The organism is Kitasatospora sp. NPDC127121 (assembly GCF_042677305.1).
Lineage (GTDB): Bacteria > Actinomycetota > Actinomycetes > Streptomycetales > Streptomycetaceae > Kitasatospora.
On record NZ_JBHXTQ010000028.1, the window covers coordinates 38,946 to 65,538 of the forward strand.

20 protein-coding genes are annotated in these 26,593 nt (G+C 71.9%); 9 read left to right on the forward strand and 11 right to left on the reverse strand.

Annotation, left to right across the window (positions count from 1 at the left end):
* Window positions 1-245 precede the first annotated feature (245 nt).
* Entirely contained in the window at window positions 246-1,628 is a 1,383-nt protein-coding gene (locus ACFVHI_RS16475; RefSeq protein ID WP_380339762.1) for a B12-binding domain-containing radical SAM protein, read from the forward strand.
* The gene (locus ACFVHI_RS16480; RefSeq protein WP_380339765.1) at window positions 1,625-2,764 is read left to right on the forward strand and encodes an arginase family protein; all 1,140 of its coding nucleotides are present in this window, start codon (window positions 1,625-1,627) and stop codon (window positions 2,762-2,764) included. The genes ACFVHI_RS16475 and ACFVHI_RS16480 overlap by 4 nt, the downstream gene beginning before the upstream one ends.
* A gap of 27 nt (window positions 2,765-2,791) precedes the next feature.
* Here ACFVHI_RS16480 and ACFVHI_RS16485 read toward each other — a convergent pair whose 3' ends face one another.
* From ACFVHI_RS16485 to ACFVHI_RS16495, 3 genes are all read right to left on the reverse strand, one after another.
* Complete coding sequence (locus tag ACFVHI_RS16485; protein ID WP_380339768.1) at window positions 2,792-4,078, reverse strand: MDR family MFS transporter; 1,287 nt, start codon at window positions 4,076-4,078, stop codon at window positions 2,792-2,794.
* Between the two features lie 209 nt (window positions 4,079-4,287).
* Window positions 4,288-5,241 carry a Gfo/Idh/MocA family protein gene (locus ACFVHI_RS16490; protein ID WP_380339770.1) on the reverse strand — a complete coding sequence of 318 codons (954 nt, stop codon included), beginning with the start codon at window positions 5,239-5,241 and terminating at the stop codon, window positions 4,288-4,290.
* A gap of 52 nt (window positions 5,242-5,293) precedes the next feature.
* Window positions 5,294-7,900: a tetratricopeptide repeat protein gene (locus ACFVHI_RS16495; RefSeq protein ID WP_380339773.1), complete on the reverse strand. Its 2,607-nt coding sequence runs from the start codon at window positions 7,898-7,900 to the stop codon at window positions 5,294-5,296.
* Between the two features lie 528 nt (window positions 7,901-8,428).
* On the opposite strand from ACFVHI_RS16495, the gene ACFVHI_RS16500 reads away from it, so the two are divergent.
* Window positions 8,429-11,038 carry an ABC transporter permease gene (locus ACFVHI_RS16500; protein ID WP_380339775.1) on the forward strand — a complete coding sequence of 870 codons (2,610 nt, stop codon included), beginning with the start codon at window positions 8,429-8,431 and terminating at the stop codon, window positions 11,036-11,038.
* Between the two features lie 90 nt (window positions 11,039-11,128).
* Here the strand turns inward: ACFVHI_RS16500 and ACFVHI_RS16505 are convergent, their stop codons facing one another.
* A complete protein-coding gene (locus tag ACFVHI_RS16505) occupies window positions 11,129-11,944 on the reverse strand; it encodes an SAM-dependent methyltransferase (protein ID WP_063346609.1) in 816 nt (271 codons plus the stop codon).
* 441 nt (window positions 11,945-12,385) lie between these two features.
* Between ACFVHI_RS16505 and ACFVHI_RS16510 the strand changes: the two genes are divergently transcribed.
* From ACFVHI_RS16510 to ACFVHI_RS16520, 3 genes are all read left to right on the forward strand, one after another.
* The gene (locus ACFVHI_RS16510; RefSeq protein ID WP_063346610.1) at window positions 12,386-12,946 is read left to right on the forward strand and encodes an RNA polymerase sigma factor; all 561 of its coding nucleotides are present in this window, start codon (window positions 12,386-12,388) and stop codon (window positions 12,944-12,946) included.
* Entirely contained in the window at window positions 12,943-13,605 is a 663-nt protein-coding gene (locus ACFVHI_RS16515; protein ID WP_380339778.1) for a hypothetical protein, read from the forward strand. The genes ACFVHI_RS16510 and ACFVHI_RS16515 overlap by 4 nt, the downstream gene beginning before the upstream one ends.
* A 558-nt stretch (window positions 13,606-14,163) precedes the next feature.
* The gene (locus ACFVHI_RS16520) at window positions 14,164-15,864 is read left to right on the forward strand and encodes a CDP-glycerol glycerophosphotransferase family protein (protein ID WP_380339781.1); all 1,701 of its coding nucleotides are present in this window, start codon (window positions 14,164-14,166) and stop codon (window positions 15,862-15,864) included.
* Here ACFVHI_RS16520 and ACFVHI_RS16525 read toward each other — a convergent pair.
* On the reverse strand, window positions 15,804-17,963 hold the full coding sequence (locus ACFVHI_RS16525; protein WP_380339784.1) for an NB-ARC domain-containing protein: 2,160 nt from the start codon (window positions 17,961-17,963) through the stop codon (window positions 15,804-15,806). The two genes, ACFVHI_RS16520 and ACFVHI_RS16525, sit on opposite strands and share 61 nt — an antisense overlap.
* A gap of 272 nt (window positions 17,964-18,235) precedes the next feature.
* On the opposite strand from ACFVHI_RS16525, the gene ACFVHI_RS16530 reads away from it, so the two are divergent.
* Window positions 18,236-18,658, forward strand: a complete 423-nt coding sequence (locus ACFVHI_RS16530; protein ID WP_380339787.1) for a hypothetical protein — start codon at window positions 18,236-18,238, stop codon at window positions 18,656-18,658.
* A 283-nt stretch (window positions 18,659-18,941) separates the two neighbouring features.
* Here the strand turns inward: ACFVHI_RS16530 and ACFVHI_RS16535 are convergent, their stop codons facing one another.
* On the reverse strand, window positions 18,942-19,403 hold the full coding sequence (locus ACFVHI_RS16535) for a hypothetical protein (RefSeq protein WP_380339790.1): 462 nt from the start codon (window positions 19,401-19,403) through the stop codon (window positions 18,942-18,944).
* A gap of 237 nt (window positions 19,404-19,640) precedes the next feature.
* On the opposite strand from ACFVHI_RS16535, the gene ACFVHI_RS16540 reads away from it, so the two are divergent.
* Window positions 19,641-19,883 (forward strand): DUF397 domain-containing protein, encoded by a 243-nt coding sequence (locus tag ACFVHI_RS16540; RefSeq protein WP_380339792.1) that lies wholly within the window; start codon window positions 19,641-19,643, stop codon window positions 19,881-19,883.
* A gap of 95 nt (window positions 19,884-19,978) precedes the next feature.
* Window positions 19,979-20,914 (forward strand): helix-turn-helix domain-containing protein, encoded by a 936-nt coding sequence (locus ACFVHI_RS16545; RefSeq protein ID WP_380339795.1) that lies wholly within the window; start codon window positions 19,979-19,981, stop codon window positions 20,912-20,914.
* Here the strand turns inward: ACFVHI_RS16545 and ACFVHI_RS16550 are convergent.
* The 5 genes from ACFVHI_RS16550 to rpe form a co-directional block, all read right to left on the reverse strand.
* Complete coding sequence (locus ACFVHI_RS16550) at window positions 20,908-21,750, reverse strand: SAM-dependent methyltransferase (RefSeq protein WP_380339798.1); 843 nt, start codon at window positions 21,748-21,750, stop codon at window positions 20,908-20,910. The genes ACFVHI_RS16545 and ACFVHI_RS16550 overlap by 7 nt on opposite strands.
* Window positions 21,751-21,946: 196 nt before the next feature.
* Window positions 21,947-22,393, reverse strand: a complete 447-nt coding sequence (locus ACFVHI_RS16555) for a hypothetical protein (protein WP_159398358.1) — start codon at window positions 22,391-22,393, stop codon at window positions 21,947-21,949.
* Entirely contained in the window at window positions 22,380-23,396 is a 1,017-nt protein-coding gene (locus ACFVHI_RS16560; protein ID WP_380339801.1) for a helix-turn-helix domain-containing protein, read from the reverse strand. Before ACFVHI_RS16560 ends, ACFVHI_RS16555 begins: the two co-directional genes overlap by 14 nt.
* A gap of 1,143 nt (window positions 23,397-24,539) precedes the next feature.
* Window positions 24,540-25,499 carry a pirin family protein gene (locus ACFVHI_RS16565; protein WP_380339803.1) on the reverse strand — a complete coding sequence of 320 codons (960 nt, stop codon included), beginning with the start codon at window positions 25,497-25,499 and terminating at the stop codon, window positions 24,540-24,542.
* Window positions 25,500-25,667: 168 nt separating this feature from the next.
* The gene (gene rpe, locus ACFVHI_RS16570; RefSeq protein WP_063346714.1) at window positions 25,668-26,351 is read right to left on the reverse strand and encodes a ribulose-phosphate 3-epimerase; all 684 of its coding nucleotides are present in this window, start codon (window positions 26,349-26,351) and stop codon (window positions 25,668-25,670) included.
* Between the last annotated feature and the right edge of the window lie 242 nt (window positions 26,352-26,593).

Genomic DNA, 26,593 nt, shown 5'->3' on the forward strand with positions numbered 1-26,593 from the left:
CGCGCATCAGCGCAACCACGGTACGGCGGCATGGGGTGGATCGCGTCGCCGAGCAGCGTCACCCGGCGCACGCCCCGGGGGCACGAAGCTCCTTCGCGCTCCACGGGGTCGGTACGCGCACCAGTGAGCGTCGTTCACGCCGATGGCGGCGGCCACCGCCCGGGCAGGAGCTCCTCCGGGCGCGACCGATCGGCGCCCTCCCGTGAGCCGGTCGGCGCGAGCACGTCCCCACGTGCGGAGGAATCGTGACCAGGTGCTGCATCGTCCAACTGCCCTTCCCGTCCACCCGCGACCCCGATGACCGGCTGTCCGCCTACTACCAGGACTACGACCGCCGCTTCCGCGCCTTCCTCCCGGAGTACTTCATCCCGTCCGACGGGCTCTGGGAGATTCCGCTCTGGGTCGCGCACCTGACCGCCCTGCTGGACAGCACCGCGATCGACTCCTGCTTCGTCGACCTGTCCCGCACCCCTGCCGACAGCGAGGCCTGCGGCGCCCCGATCCTGGCGGCGACGGCACCCGGCGATCTCGTCCTGTTCTCGCCGCTGGCCCAGAACTTCCGGCTCGCCCTGGACCTCGCGGGCGAGCTGGAACGCGCCGGGCGGCGCGTCGTCCTGGGCGGGAACATGGCCCCGCTGGCGCCCGAGGGCTCCGTGCACGCCGTGCACCGCGGGCAGCTCGACACCGGTTTCGCGGCCGTCCTGGTCGAGTTGGCCTCGGGGCGGGGCGGCCGTACGGAGAAGCGGGCCGCCCTCGGGCTGGTGGCCGAGCCCATCACCTGGGCACCGGACTACCGCCATCTGGACGGCTACAGCGGCAAGGTGCCGATGCTGCGGCTCAACGCCAGCCACGGCTGCCTGTACAAGTGCGCCTTCTGCGGGGACGCCTGGAGCAAGCAGCTCACCCTGGTGGGGAGCAGCGCCCTCCGCGCCGAAGTGGACCAGCTCGCCGATCGCTTCCCGGACACCCGGCTCGTCTACGTCGGCGACAAGACCTTCGGGCAGTCGCGGGAGGCGGTCCGCAACCTACTGGAGGTGTTCCGCGACCGCCCCGGCTACAAGTTCATCGTGCAGACCCACGTCCTCCAGGTGAAGGAGTGGGTCATCGAGGCGATGCTCGAACTCGGCGTCGTGGCGGTCGAGCTGGGCTTCGAGTCGGCCGACTCCCAGATGCTCAAACGGCTCGGCAAGCTGTCCCGCGGACTCGACGACTACACCGAACGGATCCACGCGCTGAGCGACGCCGGCCTGAAGGTGGTCCTCAACATGATGGGCGGACTGGACGAGGAGACCGAGGAGTCCCACGCGCAGACCGTCCGGTGGCTGGAGGCGAACCGCCGGGCCCTGTGGCTCTTCAACCTCTACAACTTCGTCCCCTACCCGCTCACCCCCGACTTCCAGCGCCTGCGCGAGCGCATCTTCACCTGGGACTTCGCGCAGTGGCGGGAGGACGCCCCGGTGGTCTACCGGCCCAGCCACCTGACTCCGGAGCGCAGCTGGGAGCTCTTCCAGGAGAAGATCGCCGCCGCCCACCGCATCGTCCGCGCCCCCGTACCGGCCCACCCCGGCCACTCCGACCGCTCCGGCCACCCCGACCACTCCGACCACCCCGCAAGGGAGACCGCATGAACCAGCCCCCCACCCAGCCCCCGTACCAGCTGCCCCACCAACCCCTCAGCCAACTCCCGTCCCAACTCCCCGACTTCGAGGCGCTCCACCGCAGCGTCAAACCCGAGGAGTTCGAGACCGACCCGCTGCCCGGGTGGGCCGGCCTCGCCACCCTGTTCGGTGCCCCCGCCGCGGACCGGGCGCAGGTCGACGTCGGGGAGGACGGCTGGGTGGCGGCCGGCGTCCCGTACGACGCGACCGCCAGCTCCCGCCCGGGCGCGGCCGAAGGGCCGCGCGCGATCCGGCAGGCGAGCCTGGTGTTCTCCAGCTACCTCACCAGCCTGGGCCAGTGGAAGATGCTGGACACCCGCAGCGGCCGGACGTTCCGCTACCGCGCCCCGCGCGTGGCCGACGCGGGGGACCTGCACATCTACCCGACCGACACCATCCGCACCTTCCAGGCAGTCGCCGCCGGGAGCCGGCGGCTGAGCGGATCGGCGCCGCGCCTGGTCTTCCTCAACGGGGACCACTCGACCACCTTCCCCACCTTCGCGGGCTTCCGCGCCGGCCGGCTGGACCGGGGCGCGCGGCGGGTGGGATTCATCAACATCGACCACCACTTCGACTTCGGGAACTGGAGCACCCTGCACGGGCCGCTCTACCACGGGTCGAACTCCCGCCGGATCAGCGAGCTCCCGGGGATGCACCCCGAGGACATCGCCTTCGTGGGCGTCGGCGACGTGACCAGGTACGACCAGTTCCGCGGCCTGCTCGACCGGGGCTTCCACGTGGTGCCCGGATCGCAGATCCTGCGCCAGGGCGCGGCCGCGGCCCTGCGCCCGCTCGTCGAGCAGCTCGGCGAGCGCTGCGACACCGTGTACGTGTCGCTCGACATCGACGTCCTCGACAGCGCCGTGGCGACCGGCACCGGCCACGTGACCATGGGCGGCATCGACACCGGCCACCTCCTGGACGTCTACGAGGAGTTGCGCGCCCTGCCCGTGGAGGCCGTGGACATCGCGGAGGTGGCCCCCCGCTACGACCCCTCCGGCAGCACCGCGCAGCTCGCCGCCCGGCTGCTGTTCGAGTTCCTCTTCCGCAGCGAGAGCGCCGCACCCGACCTGGCCCCCTGGACCGACCCTCGCCAGGAGCCGTGATCCGCCCCGTCCCCTTTCAGGGCCTGGTCACGGCATCGAGTAGCGCCCGGTGTCCACCCGCCGCCCCAACGCCAGGTACCCCGCCGCGGCCACCGTGCCGAGGACCGCGCAGCACCCCCAGAGGGCGCCCCGGCCGGCGTGGTCCAGCAGCAGCCCGCCGGCGACCGGCCCGAGGAAGGAGGCCGCCGACCAGGCCAGCGAGTTGACCCCCTGGTAGCGCCCGCGGGTGCTCGTCGCCGAGAGCTCGCTCACCAGGCTCATGCTCGTGGGTGCCTGAATCATCTCGCCGAGCGTCCAGACCCCCACGGTGGCGGCGTAGTAGAGGGCGGAGGAGCCCGCGAACGCGGTGAGGCCAAAGCCCGACCCGGTGAGCAGCGCGCTGACCAGCAGCAGCATCCCCCGGTGCTGTCCCTTCGTCAGGCGGGTCACCGGGATCTGCAACAGGACGATCAGCAGACCGTTGATCCCGATCACCACTCCGTACTGCGTGCTGGTCAACCCGGCCTTGCCCATGTCCACGGCGAGCGTCGTGTTGCCCTGCTGGAGCATCAGCCCGAAGGCGAAGGTCAGCCCGACCAGCGCCATGAAGCGCCGGTCCCGGAAGACCGTGCCCAGCCCGGCGCTCGGCCCACTCCCCGCTCCTTCCCCCGCTCCTTCCCCCGCCCCTTCCCCCGGCCCGGCGGCGTCCCGCTGCGGCTCGACGGGCCGGGTCTCCGGGACCCTGACGAAGACCACCACGGCGCAGAGCAGCGTGGACAGGGCATCCACGAGGAACAACACCCGGTAGTCGTGGGCGGCGACCAGCCCGGCCAGCGCGGCCGATACGCCGAACCCGATGTTGATCGCCCAGTAGTTCAGCGCGAAGGCACGGGCCCGGTCGGCGGCCGGCACCAGGTCCGCGATGATCGCGGACGTCGCCGGACGGGAGGCGTAACTGCTCAGACCGACCAGGAACGCCGTCGAGGCGATCGCCAACTGCCCGTCGGCGAAACCCAGCGCCGCCGTGGTGAGCGCGGTGAGCAGCTGGGCGGCCAGCAGGGTGGGCCGCCGGCCGATCCGGTCCGCCAGCACACCGCCGACCAGCGCGGCGATCGCCGAGCCGAGGCCGATGAGCGAGGCGACCACCCCCGCGTACGAGGCCGAATAGCCACGGTCCGCGGTGAGGTAGAGCGCCAGGAACGTGACCACACCGCCGAGCCGGTTGACCAGGGTCGCGGCCCAGAGCCACCAGAAGGCACCCGGAAGCCCGCCGAGCGACTCGGCGACCGAACGGTGGAACCGGACGATCGGACCGGCAGGGGCAGAAGCGGTCATGGGGCGGCTCCCGAGCGACGAACGCCCGTCAGACGGTGGCGACACCCGCCGGAACAACCACGCACCGAGACGGGGACCCAGGCGGCCAGGCCACCCGAACCGGCCCCATCCTGCCCTGCCCGAGCCACCCCCGCACGTCTCGGCGAGTCGCTCGATTCCCGCCCGCCCCCACCGACCCGAACGTCGCAGCGCCCCGCCCGCCCCGGGGACTACTCCGCGCCGGGCGCCGCGTGATGGATCTCGGTGATCCTCGCAGCCGCGTCGAACCCGAGGACCGGGTCGGGGCGGTCGGAGAGCAGGCTCTCGTACAGCGGCCGGTAATGGGCCACCTTCCGGGCCGTCCGACCGTCCGTCCCGAAGGCGGCGAGCAGGTCACCGTCCCGGGCTGCGAAGCCGGTCATGGAGGTGTGGTCGATCCACACCTCCACACCCGCCCGGCCGAGGACCAGGCTGCTCTCCTTGCTGCTGGAGCCCGTGAGCCAGCTGCTGCGCAGACGTGCGGTGCCCGACTCGCCCCGGGACCGGTACTCGGCGGTGCACCACGCGCTGGCGCCGCCGTCCAGCTGCCGGGCGGAGGTGAGCGCCGTGAGGTCGACCAGGCGGGTGAGCATGCTGAGCTGGTTCACCCCGGAGTCCATCCAGCTGGAGCCGTAGGACTCATAGGCACCGGCGCCCTTGAGGACGTAGGGGTCGTAGAACGCGGAGGTGACGGCCGTGACGGGCCCCCACTCGGGATGCTCGGCGAGCAGCTCCGCCGCCCAGCCGACCTCCGGCGAGAAGGCGAAGTGGTGCGCGGTGAACAACCGGCCCCGCACGTCGACCGCTTCGTCCAGCGCGCGAAGCCGCCCGAGCGAGGCGAGGTCGTGGACGAGGGGTTTCTCGACCAGCACCTTGGCCGTGGAGAGCCGGAGAGCCTGGGCCGCCAGCTCCGCGTGCGTGTGCGTGGGAGTGGCGAGCACGAGCAGATCGGGTCGGTGCTCCGCGAGCGCGTCGTCCAGGCCGGCGTGGTGACGCGGGGTGGTTCCACGGAACGAGGGCGGTTCCGGCCGGTTCGGATCGACCGTGAACTCGACCAGCACATCGTCCCGTTCGGCCAGGACCGCGAGATGGGTCTGCGCGATGGTGCCGACGCCGACAAGGCCGACGCTTACGAGGTCAGTCATCAGACTCTGCTTTCTCCGGACGACTCGGCCGAGGTGCGGGGGCCGGGGAGCGTCATCGACGTGTCACCACCGCTGCCCAGCGGCCCAACGACGCGACGGGGCCGTCCACCCAGCCGACGGCGGGCAGGTGCTCCGCGGCGGCGAGGGAGCCGTCGATCCAGGAGGTCGCGATGGGAACCCAGTAGGTGTTGCCGCCGGACGTACGGGTGCGCGCATCGAGCTCGGATCGCGTGCGACGAGCACCTTCGTGGTCACCGGCGAGCACGCCGAGGAGGATATCGGCCACGTCCGCCAGGTTGTGGCCGCCCCGGTAGGCGATCCCGTCCGCAAGGTGCCGGGTGTCTCCCACTGCGGACCGGGCAGTGTCGACGTCGCCGGCCATGGCGTGGGCCACCGCCTCGGCGGACCGGAGCTTGACCAGTTCGACGGGGTTGGGCACCAGGTCGAGCAGTTCCCGGGCCCGGCCCGCCGCGTCGGCGACGGCTGCCGTGTCCCCGGACCAGCAGGCGGTCTGCGCCAGGTTGGCGAGTGCCTTCGCCTCTGCGGCGGCCAGTCCCTCGCGCCTCGCCAGGTCGATCGCCTCGTGGTAGACGGAAGTCGCTTCCTCGAAGCGGGCGTTGACCCGCCAGATGTGCCCGGTCAGCCGGAGCCGTTCGCCTTCGTCCTCCGGGCCACGGACCGGCTGTTCGTGCAGGGAGGCGAGAGCGGCCGCGAACCGCCCGTTGAGGTAGTCGAAGTCGCTGAGCCAGTAGCGGGCGGCCGCGTCGAACTCGCCCCCCACCAAGCCCCGGTAGATCTCCGCGGCCTGCGTGTAGTCGCCGTGGTTGCGCAGGGCGTGGGCGAGGTGGATGCGGACCAGCTGTGCCGTCCGGCCACCGTGCCGCACGCCTCCGGCCGCGCCGCCGAGCACCTCGATCGCCTCCTCGACGCGGCCGGTCCGGCGGAGCTGGACTCCTCGGATGGCGGCCCGGACCGCCCGGTACTCGGGGAGGCCCACCGGGCCGCCGGTAAGACCGGCGCCGAGCTCCGACCACTGGCCGGCCTCGACGAGTCGCTGGGTGGCCAGCGCCATCCAGTCGTCGAAGACACCGTGCTCGGCAGAGAGTTTGAGCCCGGTTTCGAGGGCTTGCGCCGTCGCCACCCGCCCGCCGGAGGGGCCCAGGCGTTCGCCCAGCCAGCTCAGCAGCCGGGCGGCGACCTCACTGCGGTCGCGATCCGACCAGCCGTCCGGAAGCGTCCGGTCCGCCTCGCCGATGGCCTGCCGCAACGCCACGTGCAACGCATACGGGAACGCATAGGCGTCGTCGTGTGTCAGGAACGGTCGGCGAAGGAACCGTGCCACGCTCCCGTCGGAGACTCCGGGTTGACCGGCGCGCAGCAGCTCTGCGCCCACCCGGTCGGTGAGCGCCGCTGTTCGGACCAGGTCGCGTTCCTCCCGGGGGAGGTCCCTGATCGACCGGGTCGCGACGGCTGTGAACGAGCCGCCGAAGTCCGCCACGGAGAGTTGCCCGCCGCGTGCCAGCAAGGCGGCGCAGTGCGAGACCGACAGGTCCAGGTACAAGGGCAGCCCCTGGCCGCCGGAGATGACGCGTTCCCGGATCTCCGCCGACATCGCGGGCTCACCGCCCCGGACGAGGGCCTCACGGAGATAGCTGTCCGCGTCGGAGTCCGACAGGTACCCCACGAGGTGCTGCCGTGGTTCGGCCGTGTCGTTGCTGAAGTGCAGCTGGGGCCAGCACTCCGGGCCGGTGAAATCCAGCTCGCCGCCCGCGCCCGAGTCGGCCCAGTCGATCCGGTTCCGGCCGGTGATGACGAACAGCACGTTCGGCATCAGATAGGCGCAGCGCTGGACGAACCGTTCCACTGCGCGATCGGCCTGGCCGTTGACCACCTCGAAGGTGTCGAGGAAGACGCACACCCGGGGCCGCCGGCCCGCCCGACCGCCCCGGGGTTGCCGTTCCAAGTCCCAGGCCAGCAGGTACGGGAAGTACGAGAGCGTCTCGTAGTCGGCGTCCGCCTCGACCAGTTCGGCGAACAGGTCGCAGTCGGCCAGCAGCCGGCCCTCCCGCACCCGGTCCCGGACGGCGCGGTACGTGACGAGCGCGGCCCGGTGGGCCAGTCCGGTCAGACCTCCCAGACCACCCGGGTCGACCTGCTTCACGGCCTCCGCGATCTGGTCGCCCAACGCGATGCTCCGCGAGGCGCGCCGCAGCGCCGGCGAGGCGTCCAGGAACTCCTGCAAGGCCTCGCCGGGGTGGGCGCGAGCCCAGTAGGAGGCCAGTGCCAGGTCGAAGGCCGGCCAACGGCTCCCCAACTGCCCCAGGGCGGCCCGCAGACGCAGCAACAGGCTCTCGATGTCGCCGGCGCCCTCCTCCGAGAGATCGATCCGCACGGTCACCACGTCGTCGCGCTCCTTCTCCCGCGCTTCGGCGAGGAGGCGGCGCTCCAACTCGTGGGAGAGCGTCGTCTTGCCTATGCCACCCACGCCGTAGAAGGTCAGCACGTTACGGCGGCCCTGCCCACGGTCCACGACCGGCGAGACCTCGGCCTCGTCCAGCATCCGGTGGAGCTCGTCGACCGACCGGGCGAACGCGGCCACTTCGTCGACCCGGTTGGTGAAGACCTGCTGAGCCGTGACGGTGGACGAAAGGCCGCTCATGAATGCAGCCCTCAGGTTCACCCGTGCCATGCGGCCTCCTGGCGTGCGTCGAGCCCCGGTCGGTTCGGCGGCATCTCCCGCAACAGGATGCCGTGCTGAAATCTTGTCAGTGATTGATGCGGCGCCACAATCTCGCCCATGGGGTTTTCAGGCGGCCGACCCCATACGCTCCTCGGCCACGACGATGGGGCGCGGCGGGGCCTCGGGTAGGCTCCCCGAGCATGTCTCAACCTGCGTGGCGTGCCGCATCCGCCGACTGGTCGATCCGCTGGGGTACGGCGTCGAAGGGTTACGGCACGTCAAGGAGCCTGATACCGGCGCCGGATGCCGTACGCATCGGACTGCATCGTGGCGCCCGCACCCTCGGAATGGGACCGTCCGATTCTGGCAGGAGTGCCTTCCCCGAGTGTGCAGCCCGATGACCACGCTGACCGTGGAGGAGACCGTCACGCCGCCGTTGCGGCTCGCGGGCGGGCTGCGCCGGCCCGCCTCGGGGCAGGGCGCGGCGCGCATGACGCACCTGGGCGCGTGGTGATCCGCCGCATCCGGAGGCTGGTCCGCCTCGTGGTGCCGGAGCGCAGGGACCTGTCGCTGGCGTGGAGCACGATCAAGGGGCGCAAGGGCGGCTTCGTCGGCTCCTTCGTCGCGATCGCCGCGGGCTCGGCGGTGATCACCGCCTGCGGGATCCTGCTGATGTCGGGGCTCAGCACCGGGGTGGCCCCCGAGCGCTACTCGGGCGCGGCGGTGGTCCTCGGCGCGGAGCAGTCGTACTGGCTGGACGAGAGCTCCGAGGTCCGCTACAGCGAGCGCGTGACGCTGCCCGCCGACAAGGTCGCCGCCGTCGCCGCCGTGCCCGGTGTCCGGTCCGCCGTCGGCGATGTCGGCGTCGAGGTCGGCATGCTGGCCCCGGACGGCCGCGCGGTGGGCGGCCCGGACGGCTTCCCCGTGGTCGGGCACGGCTGGTCCGCCGCGGTGCTCGGGCCGTTCGCGGTGCGTGCGGGCAGCGCGCCCGCCGGGCCCGACGAGGTCGTACTCGACGCCGGCCTCGCCGCGCGCGCCCACGTGTCGCCCGGCGCGACGGTGCGGCTCGTGGTCGGCTCGGTCGCGTCGTCGTACCGCGTGGTGGGCGTCGCCGCGCCGGAGGGGGGCGGGTTGGGCCGCCAGTCCGCGGTGTTCTTCACCGACGGCCGGGCGGCCGAGCTGTCCGGCCGCCCGGACCGGGTGGACGCGATCGGTGTGCGGGCCGGACCCGACGTCACCCCGGAGCAACTGGCCGGCAGGATCACGGCCGCCGTGCCGGGCCTGGTGGCGCACACCGGCGCGGGGCGCGGCGATGTGGAGTTCTTGGACGTGGGCGACGCCCGCAGCCTGGTGGTCGAGACGTCGGCGTCGTTCGGCGGCACCATGGTGCTGATCGTGGTGTTCGTGGTGGCGAGCACCCTCGCGCTGTCGGTGCAGCAGCGCAGGCGCGAACTGGCCCTGCTGCGCGCCATCGGCGCGACGCCCCGGCAGATCCACCGGATGATCGGCGCCGAGATGACCCTGGTGTCGTTGGCGGGCGCCCTGGTCGGCGCGGTCCCCGGCGTCGTCGTCGCGTTCGTGATGCGCGGCGCGTTCGTCCTCGCGGGCGCGATGCCCGCGGACTTCCGGATGGACGTGGGGTGGCTGCCCTTCCTCGCCTCGCTGGCGCTGTGCATGACCAGCGCCCGGCTCGGCGGCTGGCTGGTCGCGCGCCGGGTGTCCGGGACCAGCCCGGTCGAGGCGCTCGGGGATGCCGCCGTCGAGCCCGGGAGGATCGGCCGGGTCCGGTTGGCCGTCGGCTTCCTGCTGATCCCGCTCGGGCTGTTGCTGACCTCGGGCCGGGTGGCGGTGTCGGGCGACTCTGCCGCCGACACCGCGGCGAGCGCGGTCCTGTTGTTCGTCGTGGCGCTGGGCTGTGTCGGCCCGCTGCTGGTCAGAGGCGCCGTCGTGCTGTTCGGCCCGCGCCTGAACCGGCAGTCCACGGCCCCCGGCTTCCTCGCCCAGGCCAACGCGCGGGCCCATGCGCGGCGGCTCGGTTCGGCCGTCACCCCGCTGGCCATGGGCGTGACCTTGGCCGCCGTGCAGGTATTCGGCGCCTCCACGACGATCGCGGCGTCGCGGGACCAACTCGACGCCGGCCTGCGGGCCGACCACGTGCTGACCTCGTCGTCCGGCGCCGGGGTGTCCCCGGAGGTCGTGGACGCCGTGCGCGGCGTACCCGGCGCCGCCGTGGCGACGCCGGTGGCACGGATGCAGGTGCTGCTGACGTTCCCGTCCGAGGACAGCACCGCGACCAAGGTCTTCGCCGCCCAGGGCGTCGCGCCCGAACGGCTCTCCGAGACCATGGACCTCCAGGTGGTCGACGGCGACACCGCGGAACTGCGCGGCGAGACGGTGGCGTTGAGCCGGGCCGTCGCGGACACCGTCCATGCGCGGCGCGGTGGGACGATCGACCTGCGGCTCGGTGACGGCACGGCGATCAGGCCGCGGGTGGTGGCGGTCTACGAGCGGGGCCTGGGCTTCGGGGACGTCACCCTGCCCAATGACCTCGTCGTCGCGCACACCACCGCGCGGGTCGACACCGCCGTGCTGATCAGGTCCGCGGACGGGACCGACCCGAAGGCGCTCGCCGACGCGCTGCGCGACGCCGTCGGGCGCTACCCGACGGTCCAGGTGGGCGGCCAGGAGGCGTTCAAGGGCGCGCCCGGGGGCGACGGTTCGGGTGGCTGGGCGCTCAACCTCCTGTTCCAGACCGTGCTGTTGGGCTACATCGCCATCGCCGTGGTGAACACCCTGGTGATGGCGACGGCGGCGCGGGTGCGCGAGTTCGCGATGCTGCGACTCATCGGCGCCGAGCGGGCCCAGGTCCGCGCGATGATGAACGGCGAAGCCAGGATCGTGGTCTTCTCGGCGCTGCTGTTCGGTCTGTTGGCGACGATCCCGCCGCTGGTCGGCATCAGCCTCGGGCTGACGAGGTCACCCGTTCCCAGCGTCTCCCCCGTCGGCCTCATCGCGATCGTGGCGGCCACCGTCGCGCTCTCCTGGGGTTCGATCGCGATGGCCACCCGGTCCGCCCTGCGGCCGGCGCCGGTCGACGCGATCGGCGGGCGCGAGTGAGCCGCCCGGGCCCCGGAATGCCGATGTACGGGCTTGAACATCCGGGCTTCGAAGCTGCCAGACTGGGAGCTGCCAGACTGGGAGCACGGCTCAGGGGCGGATGGCGACGGCCCCATAACAGGAGGCCGCCGCGTCGGTGATGTGCTCGGTGTCGTCCGCAGGCGCCGGGTGCCAGCGCGGAGTGGCGGCGACGCCCGGCTCCATGAGGTTCCACCCGGTGAAGAACTGCGCGAACTCGTCGCGGGTGCAGGCGGCGACGGGGGTTCCTGCGGCGGTGTAGACCTGGATGAGCCGAGCGGTCTCCTCGGCGGCGAAGTCCTGCGTGAAGTGGCTGATCACCAGCGCGGAACCGTTGGGCAGTTGTGCCTTGAGGCCTTCGGTGATCCGCTGGGCCTCGAACGGCACGAAGTGCAGCAGGGCGTTCATGCTGAGCGCTATCGGCTGGGTGAAGTCCAGGATCGCCCGGGCCGAGTCCAACAGGTCTGCGGGCTCACGCACATCGGCCTGCACGTAGGCGGTGACGCCCTGTTCGGTGCCGTGCAGAAGCGCCTTGGCGTGGAGGAGCACGATCGGGTCGTTGTCGGCGTAGACGACCTTGGCGTCCGGTGCGACCGACTGCGCGACCTCGTGCAGGTTCGGCGAGGTGGGGATCCCGGTGCCGATGTCGAGAAACTGCCGGATGCCGGCCTCGGCGAGCAGGTGCGTCGACCGGCGCATGAAGGCGCGGTTGGCGCGCGCGGCGGAGCGGGCGTAGGGGAAGACCGCCAGGGCCCGGCCGGCGGCCTCACGGTCGGCGGGGAAGTTCGTCGTGCCGCCGAGGTAGTAGTCGTACATCCGCGCGGAGTGCGCCAGGTGTATGTCGAGGTTGACCTCTACGTCGTCGGTCCCGGCGGTGCCGTCCGTCATGCGTTCCCCCTGAGTCATGCGTTCCCCCTGATGCATCATCGACTCGCCCTGCGCAGGACAGGACCGATCCGCGCCCGCGCCACCGTGGCGAGCGGTGGCGAACCCTGGCGCGGCCCCTTCCACTATGCCCACACGCCCGAACGGCCAATCAAGGGCCGTTGCCGGTGACGACGCGACCGTGCAGCAGGACGACCGAATCAGAGCATGTAGTGACCCACTCTGACCATGTTCGAGCACGGTATCTCCATCATCCGCCGCGCCTTGTGTCTGATCTCGAAACACCTTGCTGCGGCTTAACATCTCGGCATCCAATCCGCCTTAATGTTCCTACCAGGGAAGCGAGTTCCCGCTGTGACCGCCGTACGGCCATGGGGTTCCACCACGGTCGGCGGCCCGCACCGGACGGCAGCCGACAGGCGTGCCGCAGGGGAGGAATGGGACGTGACCGAGAGCGACTGGGTGGTCGGAGGCCGGGACCGCCTGACGTTCGACGCGTTCTGCGACACGCACGAGGGGGCGTGGAGCGGGTTCGCCCGCGCGCGCCTTCGCGACGACGACGCCGCACACAGAGCGGTGGAGATCGCGAAGGTCCGCGTGTGGAAGGAGTGGCCGCGCATCCTGCGCGAGCAGATCCCGCCGTTCCACGCCTGGACGATCCTCAAGGAGGAGATCGGCGCCGCCTTGGCGGAACTGATGATGAACGGCGAGCCGCTGCCCACCCAGGCGAGCGTCCCCGGGTGGGTCTACGCGGTGCGGATCGCCGCCGAGCGGGCGCAGCACCTGATGGAGACCGAGGGCAGCCACGAGCAACTGTACGTCGCGATCCGGAGGTTGTCCGAACGGCGGCACGACGTGATCGTGCTGCGGTACCTGCTCGACCTGCCGGACGAGCAGATCGCCGACTGCCTGGGGACGACCGAGGCCAACGTCCGTTCGACCGCGAGCCAGGCCCTCGACCGTCTGGCCGCGGCGCTCGGCGGCCGACGCGGGGAGAGCCGGTGAGCACCGAACACGACCGGGCCCTGCACCCGAACATGGCCGGCATCCACGTGCCCACCCGGGCCCCGCGGCCACAGCCGGGGGGTACGGGCGTCTCCTGGGAGCGGCTGCTGACCGCCCCGAGTCCGCTGTCCTCCGAGCACAGGCAGGCGGCCCACGAACTCGACCTCGCCGCGTCCCTGGTCCTCTCGATGCCGTCCGCCGCGGCCTCCCTGGGCCTCCTCGTCAACGGCGCGCAGATCCACCCCGAGGGCGCCCTCGTCCTCGGTGCGCTGCTGTACGTCGCGGGCCATCGCGACGGCGCCCAGTTCTGGTGGCAGTTCGCGGCCGGCGGCGGTTCCTACACCTCCGCATCGTTCCTGAGCCTGCTGCACCGCAGCCTCGGGGAGTTCCTGGACGCGGAGGTCTGGCGCCAACAGGCCGAAGCGCTGGCCACCAAACCCCGCCCGCCACAGCGCGTCCTGGGCACCCCTCACGCACTGCTGCCGGCCCAGGTGCTCACCGACATCCTCGCCCGGTGCCACTACGGCCTCGACGTGAAGCTGCCCCCCCGCCTCGCGGCCGTGATCCACCAACTCCCCGTCGCCGGCGACGACCCCGAGTACGGCGAACTCCCCCAGGTGAGCAGCACCCTCGTCCGCGACCTCACCGACGAACGATAACGACCGCACGAACCCCGTCTCCCCCAGGGGCGGGCAAGAAAAGGCCCCCGGCCGGCACGGCACGAGCAGTGCCGGCTCTTCACCCGAGACAAACCGAATGCACCGTAGATTCGGCATGGATCGGCGAGGCCCGGGAGTTGCTGTTCGTACAGCTCGGTCACCCAGGCAGGAGCCCTGACATCGGTACCGTCCGCGCCAACTCAGACCTCCATGCCCCTGACCAGCACGTTTCCCTGGAGCAGATAGGCTGGCCACCTGAACGGAGCCTGTTCATGGCCCGGCGTCGCGCGCTTCTGGCAGCAGGGAGGTGAAACGGTTGCTCTACATTCCGCTATGGGGTAGGGAGAATACCGCGAGCCGCGAGCCGCGAGCCGCGAGCCGCGAGCCGCGAGCCGCGAGCCGCGAGCCGCGAGCCGCGAGCCGCGAGCCGCCTGAACGGCTCTGTGGGATCCTGCGGTCAAGCGGAGGTGCACGATGGATCCCGATGAGCGCATTCACGTCCCCGTAGGGGCGGGTGCCGACCGCTGGCGAACCTTCGATGGCGAACGGACCGTGGTCGTGGCCGCGCGGACAGTCACCTCGCTCGTGCGCGTCCTGGACGTGGTTCCCGAGATACTCCACGACGACGCCCGGATCACCGTGGTCTTCGGCTACGACCCGACGTCGGCCTTCAACGACGGTGTCATCGACCTGCTCCGTTCACTGCGCTGCCGCACCATGCCCTGGCCGCAACTCGCCGAGTGCGATCCCGACCTGGTGATCTCCGCTTCCGAGAACCTCACCGTCCCACCGGGCGACTACCCGATCCTGGTCCTGCCCCATGGCATCGGCTTCCAGAAGCAGGTCCCCGACTCGGCCAGCGCGGGCACCCGTCTGTCCGGTCTGGTTCCGGACGCACTGTTGGCGGCCCGCCGGGCCTGGCTCGCGGTGTCCCACCCCGCCCAGGAGTCCCAGCTGGCGTCATTCCACCCCGGCACGGCGGGCAGAACCGTCCTGGTGGGCGACCCCTGCTACGACCGGCTCCTCGCCAGCGGCCGATGGCGCGAACGATACCGGTCCGCCCTGGGCGTCCTGCCGGGCCAACGCCTGGTGCTGGTGACCTCGACCTGGGGCACGGAGTCACTGGCCGGACGCCACCCGGGTCTGCCCGCCGAGTTGTTGGCCCAGCTACCGGCCGACGAGTACCGGGTCGCCCTCGTCCTGCACCCCAACGTGTGGTCCGGGCACGGCGCCTGGCAGGTTGGTGTCCTCCAACGAACCGCGGTGGAGGCCGGACTGACCACCATCGACCCGACGAACGGCTGGCAGCAAGCCCTGGTCGCCTCGGATCTGGTGATCGGGGACCACGGTTCGGTGACCATGTACGGAGCAGCGATCGGACGCCCCGTATTGCTCGCCGCCTTCGGCTCCGAGGCCGTCCCTGGCACGGCGGGCTGGGCTCTGCGTACGGCCGCACCCCGGCTGGACACCGCGCGGCCCCTACCCGGACAACTTGAGGCGGCACTCGCCGATCACCGCCCGGGCCGCTACGAACAGGTCACCTCCGAGGCGTTCGCCGCCCCCGGCGAGGCACTCCCCCGGCTCCGCGAGACGGTCTACCACCTGCTCGGCCTGGCCCGGACCAAGCAGCCCCCCCGTACCGCCCGTGCCTTTCCGCTGCCGGCCCTGGGCGCGGCACCGCCCTGTTCCCTGCTGGTCCACACCACGATCACCAAACGCCGGAACGACGCGATCGAGGTGGACTTGCGCCGCTTCCCGGCCGCGCTGGTCGGTGAGCTGGCGGAGACGGCGGACTCGTTCCGGCATCTGGCCTGCGACGTGGACGAGCCGGACACTCGACTCACCGAGAGTGCCACCACTATCCTGACCCGCTCGTCAGTCTTCGCCGCCGGCGACGGTCGGCGGCGGATCACCGAATTGCTGACCGACTTCCCCGGCGCGAGGCTGGCCGCGGTGTCGGCCGAGAACGGGTGCCTGGTCGGCCTGCGCGGCGGCAGTACAGTCGAGGTCACCACCGCCACCGCCACCGCCACCGCCACCGCCACCGCCAGACCGTGCCCTGACCCGGGAGCGGCTGCCGCGGCGGTATACACCTGTCTGCGCCTCGGGGTACCACCGGACGGCATCGCAGTGACGCTGCGTTGCGGAACCCTCGGTCAGGAGCTGCTGCTCCGGACGCACCACCCGGCAGCAGTCGATCAGCCCCTGGCGAGTCGGGACAGGACTTCCGCCGCCCGGGGACTGCCGCCTTCCTCGTAGACCGCGAGCGCCCTGCGCAGGCAGTCCCGCACCTCGGCCGGGTCGTCCAGCAGGTCGGCGAGGTCCTCAAGCGCCCGCGCCTCGTAGTGGGACGCCTCCTCCTCGCGCAGGCCGATGACCGCCTGCCGCAGATCGGCCACTGCCCCGGCACGATCCCCGAGCCGCGCCCTCGTCCGCCCCAGGTCCGCCAGCGCCCGCGCCGCCATCCGCGCGTCGCCCCGGGCGAGCAGGTCCTCCCTGGCCAAGGCGAGACCGGCCAGGGCGGCGGCATGATCGCCGCCGACGCTCTGCGCACAGCCGAGGAAGTAGCGGGCGAGGGCAGCCCCGCGCCCTTCCTCGGCCTGGAGGTTGAGCGCGAGCGAGGCACGGTACGCGTCGATCGCGCGAGCCGGATCATGCCGGTCCCAGTACCGTCCCAGGAACTCCTGCACCGAGGCCTGGAGGACGAGGTGGCCCGACTCCACTGCCAGCTGGTCGGCAGCCTCCAACTGCGTCCACGCCTCGTCGTCCCGACCCAGGTCGAGCAGCGGCCGGGAAAGCAGGCTGCGCAGCCTGGCCTCGGCCGCCGGCTGCCCGTCGCGCGCCGCGGCGGCAGCCCCCAGTTCCAGGGATTCGCGCCAGTCCGCCAGGTGTCGGTGATGCAGGAAGAGCACAGTGAACACCTCCGCCAGCTGCCACACCTGGCGGTCGAAGCCGAACGTCCCGGCAGCCCTGATCACGGCGAGGATGTCACCTCGTTCGGCTTCCAGCCAGTCCAGGGCGTCCTGCCGGGGGCTTCCCGTTGTCCCGAACGGCCCGGCGCCGTCGGCGTCCGCTCCGGAGCCACTGGTTCCGAGGACCTCGGCGGGCTCGGTGATCCTCAACCGATCGGCCCGTACGGCGAGATCTGCCAGGACGGCCAGGGCGCGGTAGTGACCGCTGACCCGGCGGACCACCTCCCGCTCCGTGCCGGGCGGGTCGAGCCGACGGGCCATGTCCCGCGCATGGAGTCGGACCAGACCGTGCATCACGTACCGTCCGTCTTCGGTCCCGGTCAGCAGGCTCGCCGCTTCGAGGGTGTCCAGTGCCTCCTGCGCAGCCTCCCGGGAGTACCCGGAGGCCAGCGCCACCAGCGCGGTGTCGAAAGCCCGATTGGGAAGGCAGCCCAGGATCCGGTAGACCCCTGCACCGGTGGTGGGGAGGCCCCGGTAGACCAGTTCGAGTGCTGCCGCCATGGTGCGCTCCTCGTGGCCGGACGACTCGGCGATCCGACGGAAGCGGTTCTGCTCGTCGGCCAGTTCACCGACCAACGAACCGATCGTCAATCGCCGGTGGGTCACCAAGCGGGCGGCACACAGCCGCACCGCCATCGGCAAGCCGCCGCACAGCCTGACCAGTTCGGCCGCGGCCTCCGGCTCGGTCTCGACTCGCCGCTCCCCGCAGAGTGCGGCCAGCAGTTCCAGCGAGCTCTCCTGGTCAAGCACGTCGAGCTGGAGTAGCGCCGCCCCGTCGAGGGCGAGCTCCCCCAGCCGCCAGGTGCTGGTGGCGAGCACCGCGCTGCTGGCTCCCTGCGGCAGTAGGGCAGTGACCTGGGCCGGGTGGCTGACATCGTCGAGTACCACCAGCATCCGCCGGTCCGCCGACAGGGTGCGGTAGAGCGCCGCACGGTCGGCAAGCCTGGTTGGTAGATAGGGGTCGTACACGCCGAGACCGCGCAGGCACATCGCCAGCGCCTCTGAGACATCCCCGCTGGCACCGCCACCCAAGGCCCCGAAGTCCACATAGAACTGGCCGCCCGGAAAGCGTTCCTGATGACGGTGGGCCCACTGGCGGGCAGCGGCGGTCTTCCCGATGCCGGGAAGACCACTGAACACTCCGATGGGACATCCCTGGGCGTCCTCCCCGCCCGCTAACGCCCTGTCCAACTCAGCGAGCGCCCACTCACGGTTGACGAAGCGGCGCGGCGGCCGGGGCACCTGGTCGGGGCGCTGGCGCGCCGTCCCCGGCCCCGGGGACGGCGCCGAGTGGTAGTTGAAGGTGATGCCGCCATGGACGCTGCCCACTTGCGCGAGTTGGCCGTGCACGGTCCCTGGCAGGCTGTTGACCACGTGCGGTGGCACGGGGTGCTCCGCGCCCTCCGGCCCGTTCACGCAGCCCACCGCCTCTCCGGATCGCCAACGAGGTCACGTTACTGGAAGGACCGCCCGGAAGACGACGGTTCGATCGATACGAGCGGGACATGCCACACGAGGCCCACAAAGCCGAGTCCGCCACACCTCACGCGGCCGAGTCTCGCCGATCCGCAGGCCCCCGCGAGGAGAAACCTGTGCCTCCCCGGCCGGCTCTCCCTATGGTGTGAACGACCGACACCAATGACCGAAGGAGCACCACTTTGGATCCGATCACCGCCGCCGCCCTCACAGCACTGGCGGGCAGCGTCGCCGGCGAGGCCGGACGCCAGGCATGGCAGGGGCTGTCCGCACTGGTGAGGCGGCCTTTCCGCCGTGGCGGAGAGCAGGAGGAGTTGCCCGGGATCAGCTCAGGCGAGGTGGAAGTCGCCGCCCTGGAGGCGGTGCCCGCCGACCCCGGACGAGCCCAGGCGTTGGCGACCGCCCTCGGCGTACGAGCCGCCTTGGACCCGGACTTCCGCGTGCTTCTCGATGAATGGTGGGCCCAGACAACGGCCGCCTCCACGAGCTCCGTCCACAACACCATCAGCGGCGGAACGCAGAACGGAACGATCGTCCAGGGACGAGACTTCTCCAACCTCACCTTCAACATGCCGGGCACCCCGCGAGGCATTGACGGCAGCTAACACCCCCTCGGGCTCGGGCAGCCGCCGGAAAGATCGGCTGCACCAGCGACCCGCCGCAGGAACGACGAGAGCGACTGGGGCGCCGGTCCCCTCCGGTGCCCCAGTTTGCGGACAGAAACGGCCAGCGCGCTGCGCGCCAGCAGCGCGTCCGCGTCCTCTCGCTGCGCGATACGCACCGCCGCGTCCATGGGCCTGGCCCCCTTCGGTTCCGGGTTGAACTCGCTTTCATAGTCGTCGTCTTGGCAGCAAGGCTCCGGTCCCGACTCGTGGCCGGGCGTCGCGGTCACCTGCTTGCGGCCAGCGGCGGGGCACTGTGGGTGCGGGGGCTGCCGGGGAAGGGGATCCTGGTCCAGTGTTCGGCCGCCGTGCCGGTGGAGGTGGCGTCCGGCGTGGCCCGTAATGCGTCGGCAGCCCCTTCGGCGGGTGGCGAGTGGGCCGGGGTGAGGACGAGCAGGAGGGCGTCGGGGGCTTCGACGAGGCTGAGCCATCCCTCTTCGCGCTCGGAGCCGTGCAGCTCGAAGCCGTGCAGCTCGAAGCCGTGCAGCAGGTCCTCGACGGCTTCGTCGAGCGCCTGCGCGGTGACGGGCGTGCGCCAGTGGGCGACGGTCGCCCGGGCGAAGTCGCGGGCCGCCGTGGCGGCGTCCGGGGTGCCGGGCAGGTGTCGGGCCGCTGCTCTGGGCACCCCCAGTCCCAGGGCCAGGTCGCGGTCGAAGCGCGGATGGGCGTGGTCCTGGGGCCCGATCACGGGTGTCCTCCGGTGCTGGGGTGCGGCGGGTGTCTGCGCAACGTTTCCCGCCCGTCACGGGCCGCAACCGCCCCGGGGGTGGTACGGCGAGGCCCGAAAAACGACACCCGTTTGGAGGACACCGCGTTCGAGTCGGCTGCCGCTAGCATTCCCGGGCCGGGCATTTGCAATTGCAAATGGGATTGCAAACGGCCTCGGCCGTCCGCATGTCCGTGCGATGGGAAGGGGAAGAATCGAATGACTGTCGAAATGCCGGAGAACGGGGTCCGCGCCGATTCGCTGGACGTGGAATGGGTGAAGAGCCCGAGCAGTCGCGAGGTGGGGAACTGCGTCGAAGTCGGACCGCTGCCGGACGGCGCCGTCGCCTTCCGCAACTCCCGCGACAAGGAAGGGCCCGCCCTGGTCTTCAACCGCGGCGAGGCCGAGGCCTTCGCCTGGGCCATGGAGAACAGGGCTTTCGATCACGTGTTCCACCGCTGATCGGCCCGATTCCGTGGGATCTATAGAACGGCGGGTATGCGGGATGGGCGCCGTGGGATAGTGCTTTCCCGAAACCGCGCCCCCAGGAGTCCCGCATGCCCGCCCTCCCGGACCGTCCCACGCCGAGCGACCCGGACGGCGACGAGGTACGCAAGCTCCACTGGAGCGGACCGGTGGGCGCGGCGAAGGTCCTGGGCACGGTGCTGCGGTCGCTGCGGGAGGAGCGGCGGCTGCGTCTGTCGGACGTCGCTCCCCGGATCCGGGCGTCGGCGTCGAAGCTGAGCCGGATGGAGCGCGGGGAGAGCACCCCCTCCAAGAGGGACGTCAACGACCTGATCACGATCTACGGCGTCGGCCCCGAGGTCCGCGCGCACGTCGACGTGCTTCTGGAACGAGTCGTGGCGGGACCGTTCGCGGCCGAGTACGCCGACATCACACCCGGCTGGTTCAGGCGCATGATCGGGCTGGAGGTCGAGTCCGCCCGCATCCAGTACTGGGAGGGCGGAGTGGTGCCCGGGCCGCTGCAGACGTGCGCCTACGCGCGGCGGATGATCAAGGCCGGCCTGCCCCGGGCCCCCGCCGAGGAGATCGAGCGCCGGGTGAGCCAGCGCATGGACCGCACCCGGCTGCTGGACGACGCCGACCGCACGGTCGTGGCCCTGCTGGACGAGAGCGTGCTGTACCGCAACACCGGGGGCCCCGAGGTCATGATCGGGCAGCTGGAGCACCTCAAGGAGCTCAGCCGGCGGCCGAACGTGCATGTGGCGATCCTGCCGTTCACCGCGGACCTGACCCCGCCGTCGGGGGCCTTCACCCACCTCGCCTTCGAGTACGGCGGCCCGAGCGACGTCGTCTACGTCGAGGGCCCCGGCATCGGGGCCATCTACCTGAGCAAGGACCCGGACGTCGAGCGTTACGCGGACCTGCTGAACACCCTTTTGTTCCACGTCGCCGACTACGAGGTCGGCCTGGCGCTCATCGACGAGGCGATCGGGATCCACCGGGGCAGGATGCGCCGCCCCGGTCAGTGAGCCCTGGCGACGCCGCCGAACTCCGTCCACTCGTCGCTCGTCTGCGCCGTCCGGGCAGCGGTCGGGTCGGGACGCCACTGCGACACCTCCACCACACCGGGGTCGAGGATCTCCATGCCTTCGAAGTAGCCGACCACGTCCTCTTCCGTACGGACCTCCCCCCAATGGCGCTGGGTGAGGTCGGCCATCAGGTCCGTGATCCGCCGGCGGACGTCGAGATGGGGGCTGACGAGCTGGGAGATGGCCATGTAGGCGGGGGCGTCGGCGGGCAGCCGATCACGGACCTGGCGCACGAGCCGCGCGGGCGGGACGGATCCCTTCTCCGGGATGCAGTGCAGGACGGAGACGAACAGCGCCGCCGTCGGCACCCGGGGCAGGATCAGGTCCTGCACGGCCTTGCTGGAGAAGATCTCGTCGGTGTCGCGCATGTCGGCGTGGACGACGGCCGTGTTCGGGTTCCCGGCCAACAGGGTTCGGCCGGTGTGCATCACCATCGGGTCGTTGTCGATGTACACGACCCGGCAGCTGTCGTCGATCTCCTGAGCTATCTGGTGCACGTTGCGCTGGGTCGGCAGGCCCGAGCCGTGGTCGATGAACTGCCGCACCCCGTAGTCACGCACCAGCGTCTGCACCGTGCGCACCAGGAACGCCCGGTTGATCGCCGCGACCTCGACGCTGCTCGGTGCGACCTTCAGCAGATCGCGCACCCCGTCACGGTCGGACTGGAAGTGCGCGTGCCCGCCCAGCAGGAGGTCGTACATGCGGGCCACGCTCGGAACGGCCGGATCGTAGGTGACGGGAGAAACGATTTCCGCATCCGGTTCCAACGCGACCACCCCTGGCTCGGCCCCTTGATCGAAGTGCCCATGCTAGAGCGCTACATGACACTGCGCCAGGTTGTTAAAGGGTCTCGGAACCCGTAAGGCTGAACTCCGGGCGGATGTTATGGCGCACCTGAGCGAAGGGGTGGCGCAGGTACGAAATCCCGCGCCACCCCTTTCACTCCACGCCCGCCGGAGCCGCCCCCTTCGGTCACGCCCTTCCGGGGCCGAAGGCGAGTTCGCCGACCAGGGCGCGCGGCAGCCCCCGCTCGGCGGCGAGCACCAGCCCGGCCGCAGCCGCCGGTTCGACGCCCATCAGGTCCGCGGCCTCGGTCAGTCGCATCCCCAGCCGGTAGTGCAGGACGGCGGCGTCGGCCGCCGCGACGGGCAGCAGGCGGTGCAGCACGTCCTCGCCGTCCTGGCCGTACGGCATCCGGCAGTGCAGGGACACCGCCTCGCGCACCAACACCCACGCTCCGGCCGCAGGGCTGCGCTCGCACACCAGCCGAGGCCAGCACGCCACCAGTGCCTCCACGACATGGTCGACGACCTCGCCGGCCGCGGGCGTACGGCCCAGCCGGGCCACCGCGTACCCCCGGTACAGGCCGCGGCGGCGTTGGACGAACGCGTCCAGGCCCACCGCCTCAGCCCCCGTCACGGTCCTCGCCCCCTTCCGGCGCCGCCGAGCGCGCGAAGCACCCGGACGGTCCGAACTCGTCGGAGTAGACGGCCGCGAGCGCCGCGTAGTGCATGCGTTCCCAGTACGGGCGCAGGTCGCCCGGGTGCCCGCCCAGCGCCGCGGCCAGCTGGCTGACCACCGGCCAGTCCGGCACGGTCTCGCCCGCCAGCACCGATCGCACCAGCTCCGCCGACACCCCCCGGGCGAGGGCGCACACGGCTTCGGCGTCGGGCTGCCCGGCCGCCAGGTGCAGGCCCCGGATCGCCCGCAGCATCTGGTCGGCGGCACCCGCCACCGACACCCGCCCCGGGCGCTCGGCGCCCTGGGCCACCTCCCACAGCAGCCGCAGCTCCTCCGGCACCCCGCCGAAGGCCCGCGCCAGCGTCTGCAGGACCGGCCACGTCGGCACCCGGTCCCCGGCGAGGATGCGCGAGACGTACGACGGCGAGCACCCGGCCAGCTCCGCGGCGGCCTGCGGGCTCACCCTGCTGCGCTCCTGCAGCGCCGTCAGCGCCGCGGCGAGCAGCCCCGCACGGGGTCCCGAATCCGGCTCCGGCTCCCCCGCCGAGGCCGGTGCCGGCGCGGCCGGTGCCGCGCCCGAAGCGGTCCCCGGCGCGGGCGGGGCCTGCCGGTTCGAACGCCGGCTCAGCTGCTGTTCCACCCGCCGCAGGGTCCACCGGCGCCGGGCCGAGTCCGGCTGGACGCCCAGCGCCGACCCGATCTCCCCCCACTCCATCCCGTCGGCCCGTGCATCGCGGACGACGGCCGCCACATAGTGGTCGGCGTCACCCCGCAGCGCCCGCGCGCACGCCAGCCTCACCGTCAACGGCGCCCGGCGCGCCTGCGCCTCCAGCAGCCGGCCGGCACCCGCGTGCACGTCCTCCGCCACCAGTTGCCCCCAGCCCCCGGCCGCCCGGGCGGGGCGGCGCGCCGCCCCCTTGGCCGCGTCCCGCAGCCTCTGCGCCTGTTTCTGGCACGCCACCCGGTGGTACAGCCGGGGTCGCCCAGCCCTGACCGGCCGCCTGAACACCTCTCCGCACGACGGCAGCGCACACACCACCGTCACCCATCCCGCCATCCTCACCCGCTCTTTTCTCTCTCCCTCGGCGGTATTTCCACCCCCGGGGGCGGGCCGCGGCGCGCGGCGCCCCCGGGGCCGACGGACCGGGGGGCATCCGCCGCGGCGGACGCCCCCCGACCGCCCTGCTACGGGTGCAGCCGCAGCCGCCGGAACCGGCATCGCGCCTGACCGGCGGCGGTGACCAGAGCGCCGATTCCGGCGAACCGCCACCCCGCCCGTCTGTCGGCACATGCCAGTGGCACAGTCGCGGCCGGGGCGACCGAGCCGAGGGAGACCGAAACTCGCCAGTAATCAAAGCCGGACGGCCTTCGGGCCGGCAGCGGGACACTGGTACGTTCGGTGGTGATCACGGGACGCATCAACCGCCCCGTGAGGGCGTAGCAGTGCATGACACTCCTCCGCTCCGGGCCCCGGCCGACGGTGGACAGACCATGGCCGGGGCTGCGCTTTCTTGACGCTGAAAAAGGTACTCCTCCGTGAAAGCGGTTTGCACCGCAGATGTCTCAACCCGGTACTGCACGTGCCGATGGGAATGGCATTGCCGGTGAGTTCCAGCAGTGCCCGCGGACCTCGCAGCGACACCGGTTCCGCTCTCACCATGGCGTGACGATCGGACAGAATCGGGCATGTGTTGACGCTATCCGGGCTCTACCGATCGGTAATAGCCGATTTCCGGGCCGGTGCACCGCGTGGCGACTACAGGGCCGTAGATGGACGGGCCGGTTTTCGGTATTCATCGAATTGCAGATGCAAGCAATCGGATGATGAGATTCCACAAAAGCCGTGATGCAAGTCACATGATGTGGCGGTCGCGGGCGTCGATCATCGCGCGAGCGCGCGGTACGGACAGATCGCCCGGCCCCATGCGCCGTGGCCTCAGGAGGACCCGACGGGTCCGCTGACAGCTCGTCAGCAAAGGCGGCAAAAGGTCAGCATCGGTCCGATTGAAGGCTGCCGCGCCGCCCCGAACGCGCGAGTCGACGTGGCATCCCGCAGGACCCTCCCGCCCAACCAGCGCGCGCCTCACGAACGCGTTTCACCAGGTCAGCGCACGCGCCCCCGCGCCTTCAGCGGGAGGGCGGGGAGTTCCGGCGCGCGCAGGCGGTCGCCGGCGTAGCCGTGGACGTCGCCGAAGCGGGCGGTGGACATCCAGTCCTCGCGGGCCCGGGTGATCTCCTCGCCGGTGCGGCCGATGAAGTTCCACCACATGAGGATCTGCTCGTCGAAGGGTTCGCCGCCGAGGAGGAGGACGGCGGCGTCGGTGCGGGCGTGGAGGGGGAGTTCGGGGCGGCCGCAGCCGAGGTAGAGCATGGAGCCGGGTTCGACGCGGACGCCGTCGACGTCGACGCTGCCGGACATGGAGAGGACGGCGTACTCGAAGTCGGGGACGAGCGGGAGCTTGAGGTCGGCGCCCTCGGTGAGGGCGAGGTCGGCGCCGACGAGGGGGGTGTAGGCGGTGCCGGGCGAGGTGGCGGTGTCGAGGGTGCCGAGGATGACGGTGCCGCGCAGGCCGGGGGCGGTGACGACGGGCAGGTCGGCGTGGTGCTCGAAGGTGGGGGCGGTGTGCCGGTGGGCGTCCGGGAGGGCGACCCAGAGCTGGGCGCCGTGCAGGTAGCGGGCGTGCGGGCGCGGGGATTCCTCGGAGTGGGAGATCGCCCGGCCGGAGGTCATCAGGCCCAGTTCGTACGGGCGGACGGTCTGGAGGCTGCCGAGGCTGTCGCGGTGCAGCACTTCGCCCTGGTGGAGCCAGCTGACCGTCTGGAGGCCCATGTGGGGGTGGGGCGGGACCTGCATGCCGGGTTCGTCGGCGATGTCATCGGGTCCGTAGTGGTCGACGAAGCACCAGGCGCCGACCATCCGGCGGCCCAGGTTGGGGAGCAGGCGGCGGACCATCGTGCTCTCGCCGAGCTGGACCTGACGTCCGGTCAGCAGGTCCTTGACCGGTCCGGTGTCGGCCTCGCGGCCACAGGTGGTCGGGGAGGGCTTGCGGTCGAGGTTGCTCATGTGCGGTTCCACCACCGTGCGGAGAGGGGCCGGGCGAGGGGCGTTCGCCAACGATCATCCCTGACGGCCGGTGGATCCTCCACCCCTCCCCGGGCCGGGCCCCGGAACGCCGCCCCTGGACGACGGCTGGCCCGGGCCCCTGAACACCGCTCCGCCCGGACTCAGGGCTCAGTGCCCGCAGGCCCACCAGGCGTCCGCCGAGGCCTTGGTCGCGAGCTCCCGCAGCTTGCGCACGGCCTCGGCCGGGTCCTCGGCCCCGTACACCGCCGAGCCGGCCACGAACACGTCGGCGCCGGCCTCGGCGCAGCGCTCGATGGTGCCGGCGGAGACGCCGCCGTCGACCTGGAGCCACAGTTCCAGGTCGTGCTTGGCGATCAGCTCCCGGGTGCGGCGGATCTTCGGCAGCATGATGTCGAGGAACGCCTGGCCGCCGAAGCCGGGCTCGACGGTCATGATCAGCAGCATGTCGAGCTCGGGCAGCAGGTCCTCGTACGGCTCGATGGGCGTGCCCGGCTTGAGGGCCATGGAGGCGCGGGCGCCCTTGGCACGGATCTCACGGGCGAGGCGGACGGGCGCGGCGGCGGCCTCGACGTGGAAGGTGACGGAGCCGGCGCCTGCCTCGACGAACTGGGGGGCCCAGCGGTCCGGGTCCTCGATCATCAGGTGGCAGTCGAGCGGGGTGTCGGTGGCGCGGGCGAGCGACTCGACGATCGGGACGCCCAGGGTGAGGTTGGGGACGAAGTGGTTGTCCATCACGTCGACGTGCAGCCAGTCCGAGCCCCTGACGGCCTCGGCCTCGTCGGCGAGCCGGGCGAAGTCCGCGGACAGGATGCTGGGGTTGATCTGCGCCATTACCGACTACCTTCACACGAGGGTTCACACGAGGGCTGCGGCGTCCCGGGAGCGGGCACCTCGTCCCATCATCTCGCGCCGACGCCCGGCCGGGTGCACACCGGGACCTCCCCGTGACCGTCATCACACCCGGTCCGGGATTACCGTGGCCGCCGCCGTGGTCATCAGCACTGAAGCGGCCCGCGCGCGCCCGGTCCGTCGGCGCCCGCCGAGCCGCCCCGTCCGGCCGGGTTCGCCCCGCC

Bases quoted from the DNA above. Each gene is read 5' to 3' on its own strand.
- ACFVHI_RS16480 (WP_380339765.1), top strand. From the start codon at position 1,625: ATGAACCAGCCCCCCACCCAGCCCCCGTACCAGCTGCCCCACCAACCC.
- ACFVHI_RS16485 (WP_380339768.1), bottom strand. From the start codon at position 4,078: ATGACCGCTTCTGCCCCTGCCGGTCCGATCGTCCGGTTCCACCGTTCG.
- ACFVHI_RS16490 (WP_380339770.1), bottom strand. From the start codon at position 5,241: ATGACTGACCTCGTAAGCGTCGGCCTTGTCGGCGTCGGCACCATCGCG.
- ACFVHI_RS16495 (WP_380339773.1), bottom strand. From the start codon at position 7,900: ATGAGCGGCCTTTCGTCCACCGTCACGGCTCAGCAGGTCTTCACCAAC.
- ACFVHI_RS16505 (WP_063346609.1), bottom strand. From the start codon at position 11,944: ATGACGGACGGCACCGCCGGGACCGACGACGTAGAGGTCAACCTCGAC.
- ACFVHI_RS16540 (WP_380339792.1), top strand. From the start codon at position 19,641: ATGACTGTCGAAATGCCGGAGAACGGGGTCCGCGCCGATTCGCTGGAC.
- ACFVHI_RS16545 (WP_380339795.1), top strand. From the start codon at position 19,979: ATGCCCGCCCTCCCGGACCGTCCCACGCCGAGCGACCCGGACGGCGAC.
- ACFVHI_RS16565 (WP_380339803.1), bottom strand. From the start codon at position 25,499: ATGAGCAACCTCGACCGCAAGCCCTCCCCGACCACCTGTGGCCGCGAG.
- rpe (WP_063346714.1), bottom strand. From the start codon at position 26,351: ATGGCGCAGATCAACCCCAGCATCCTGTCCGCGGACTTCGCCCGGCTC.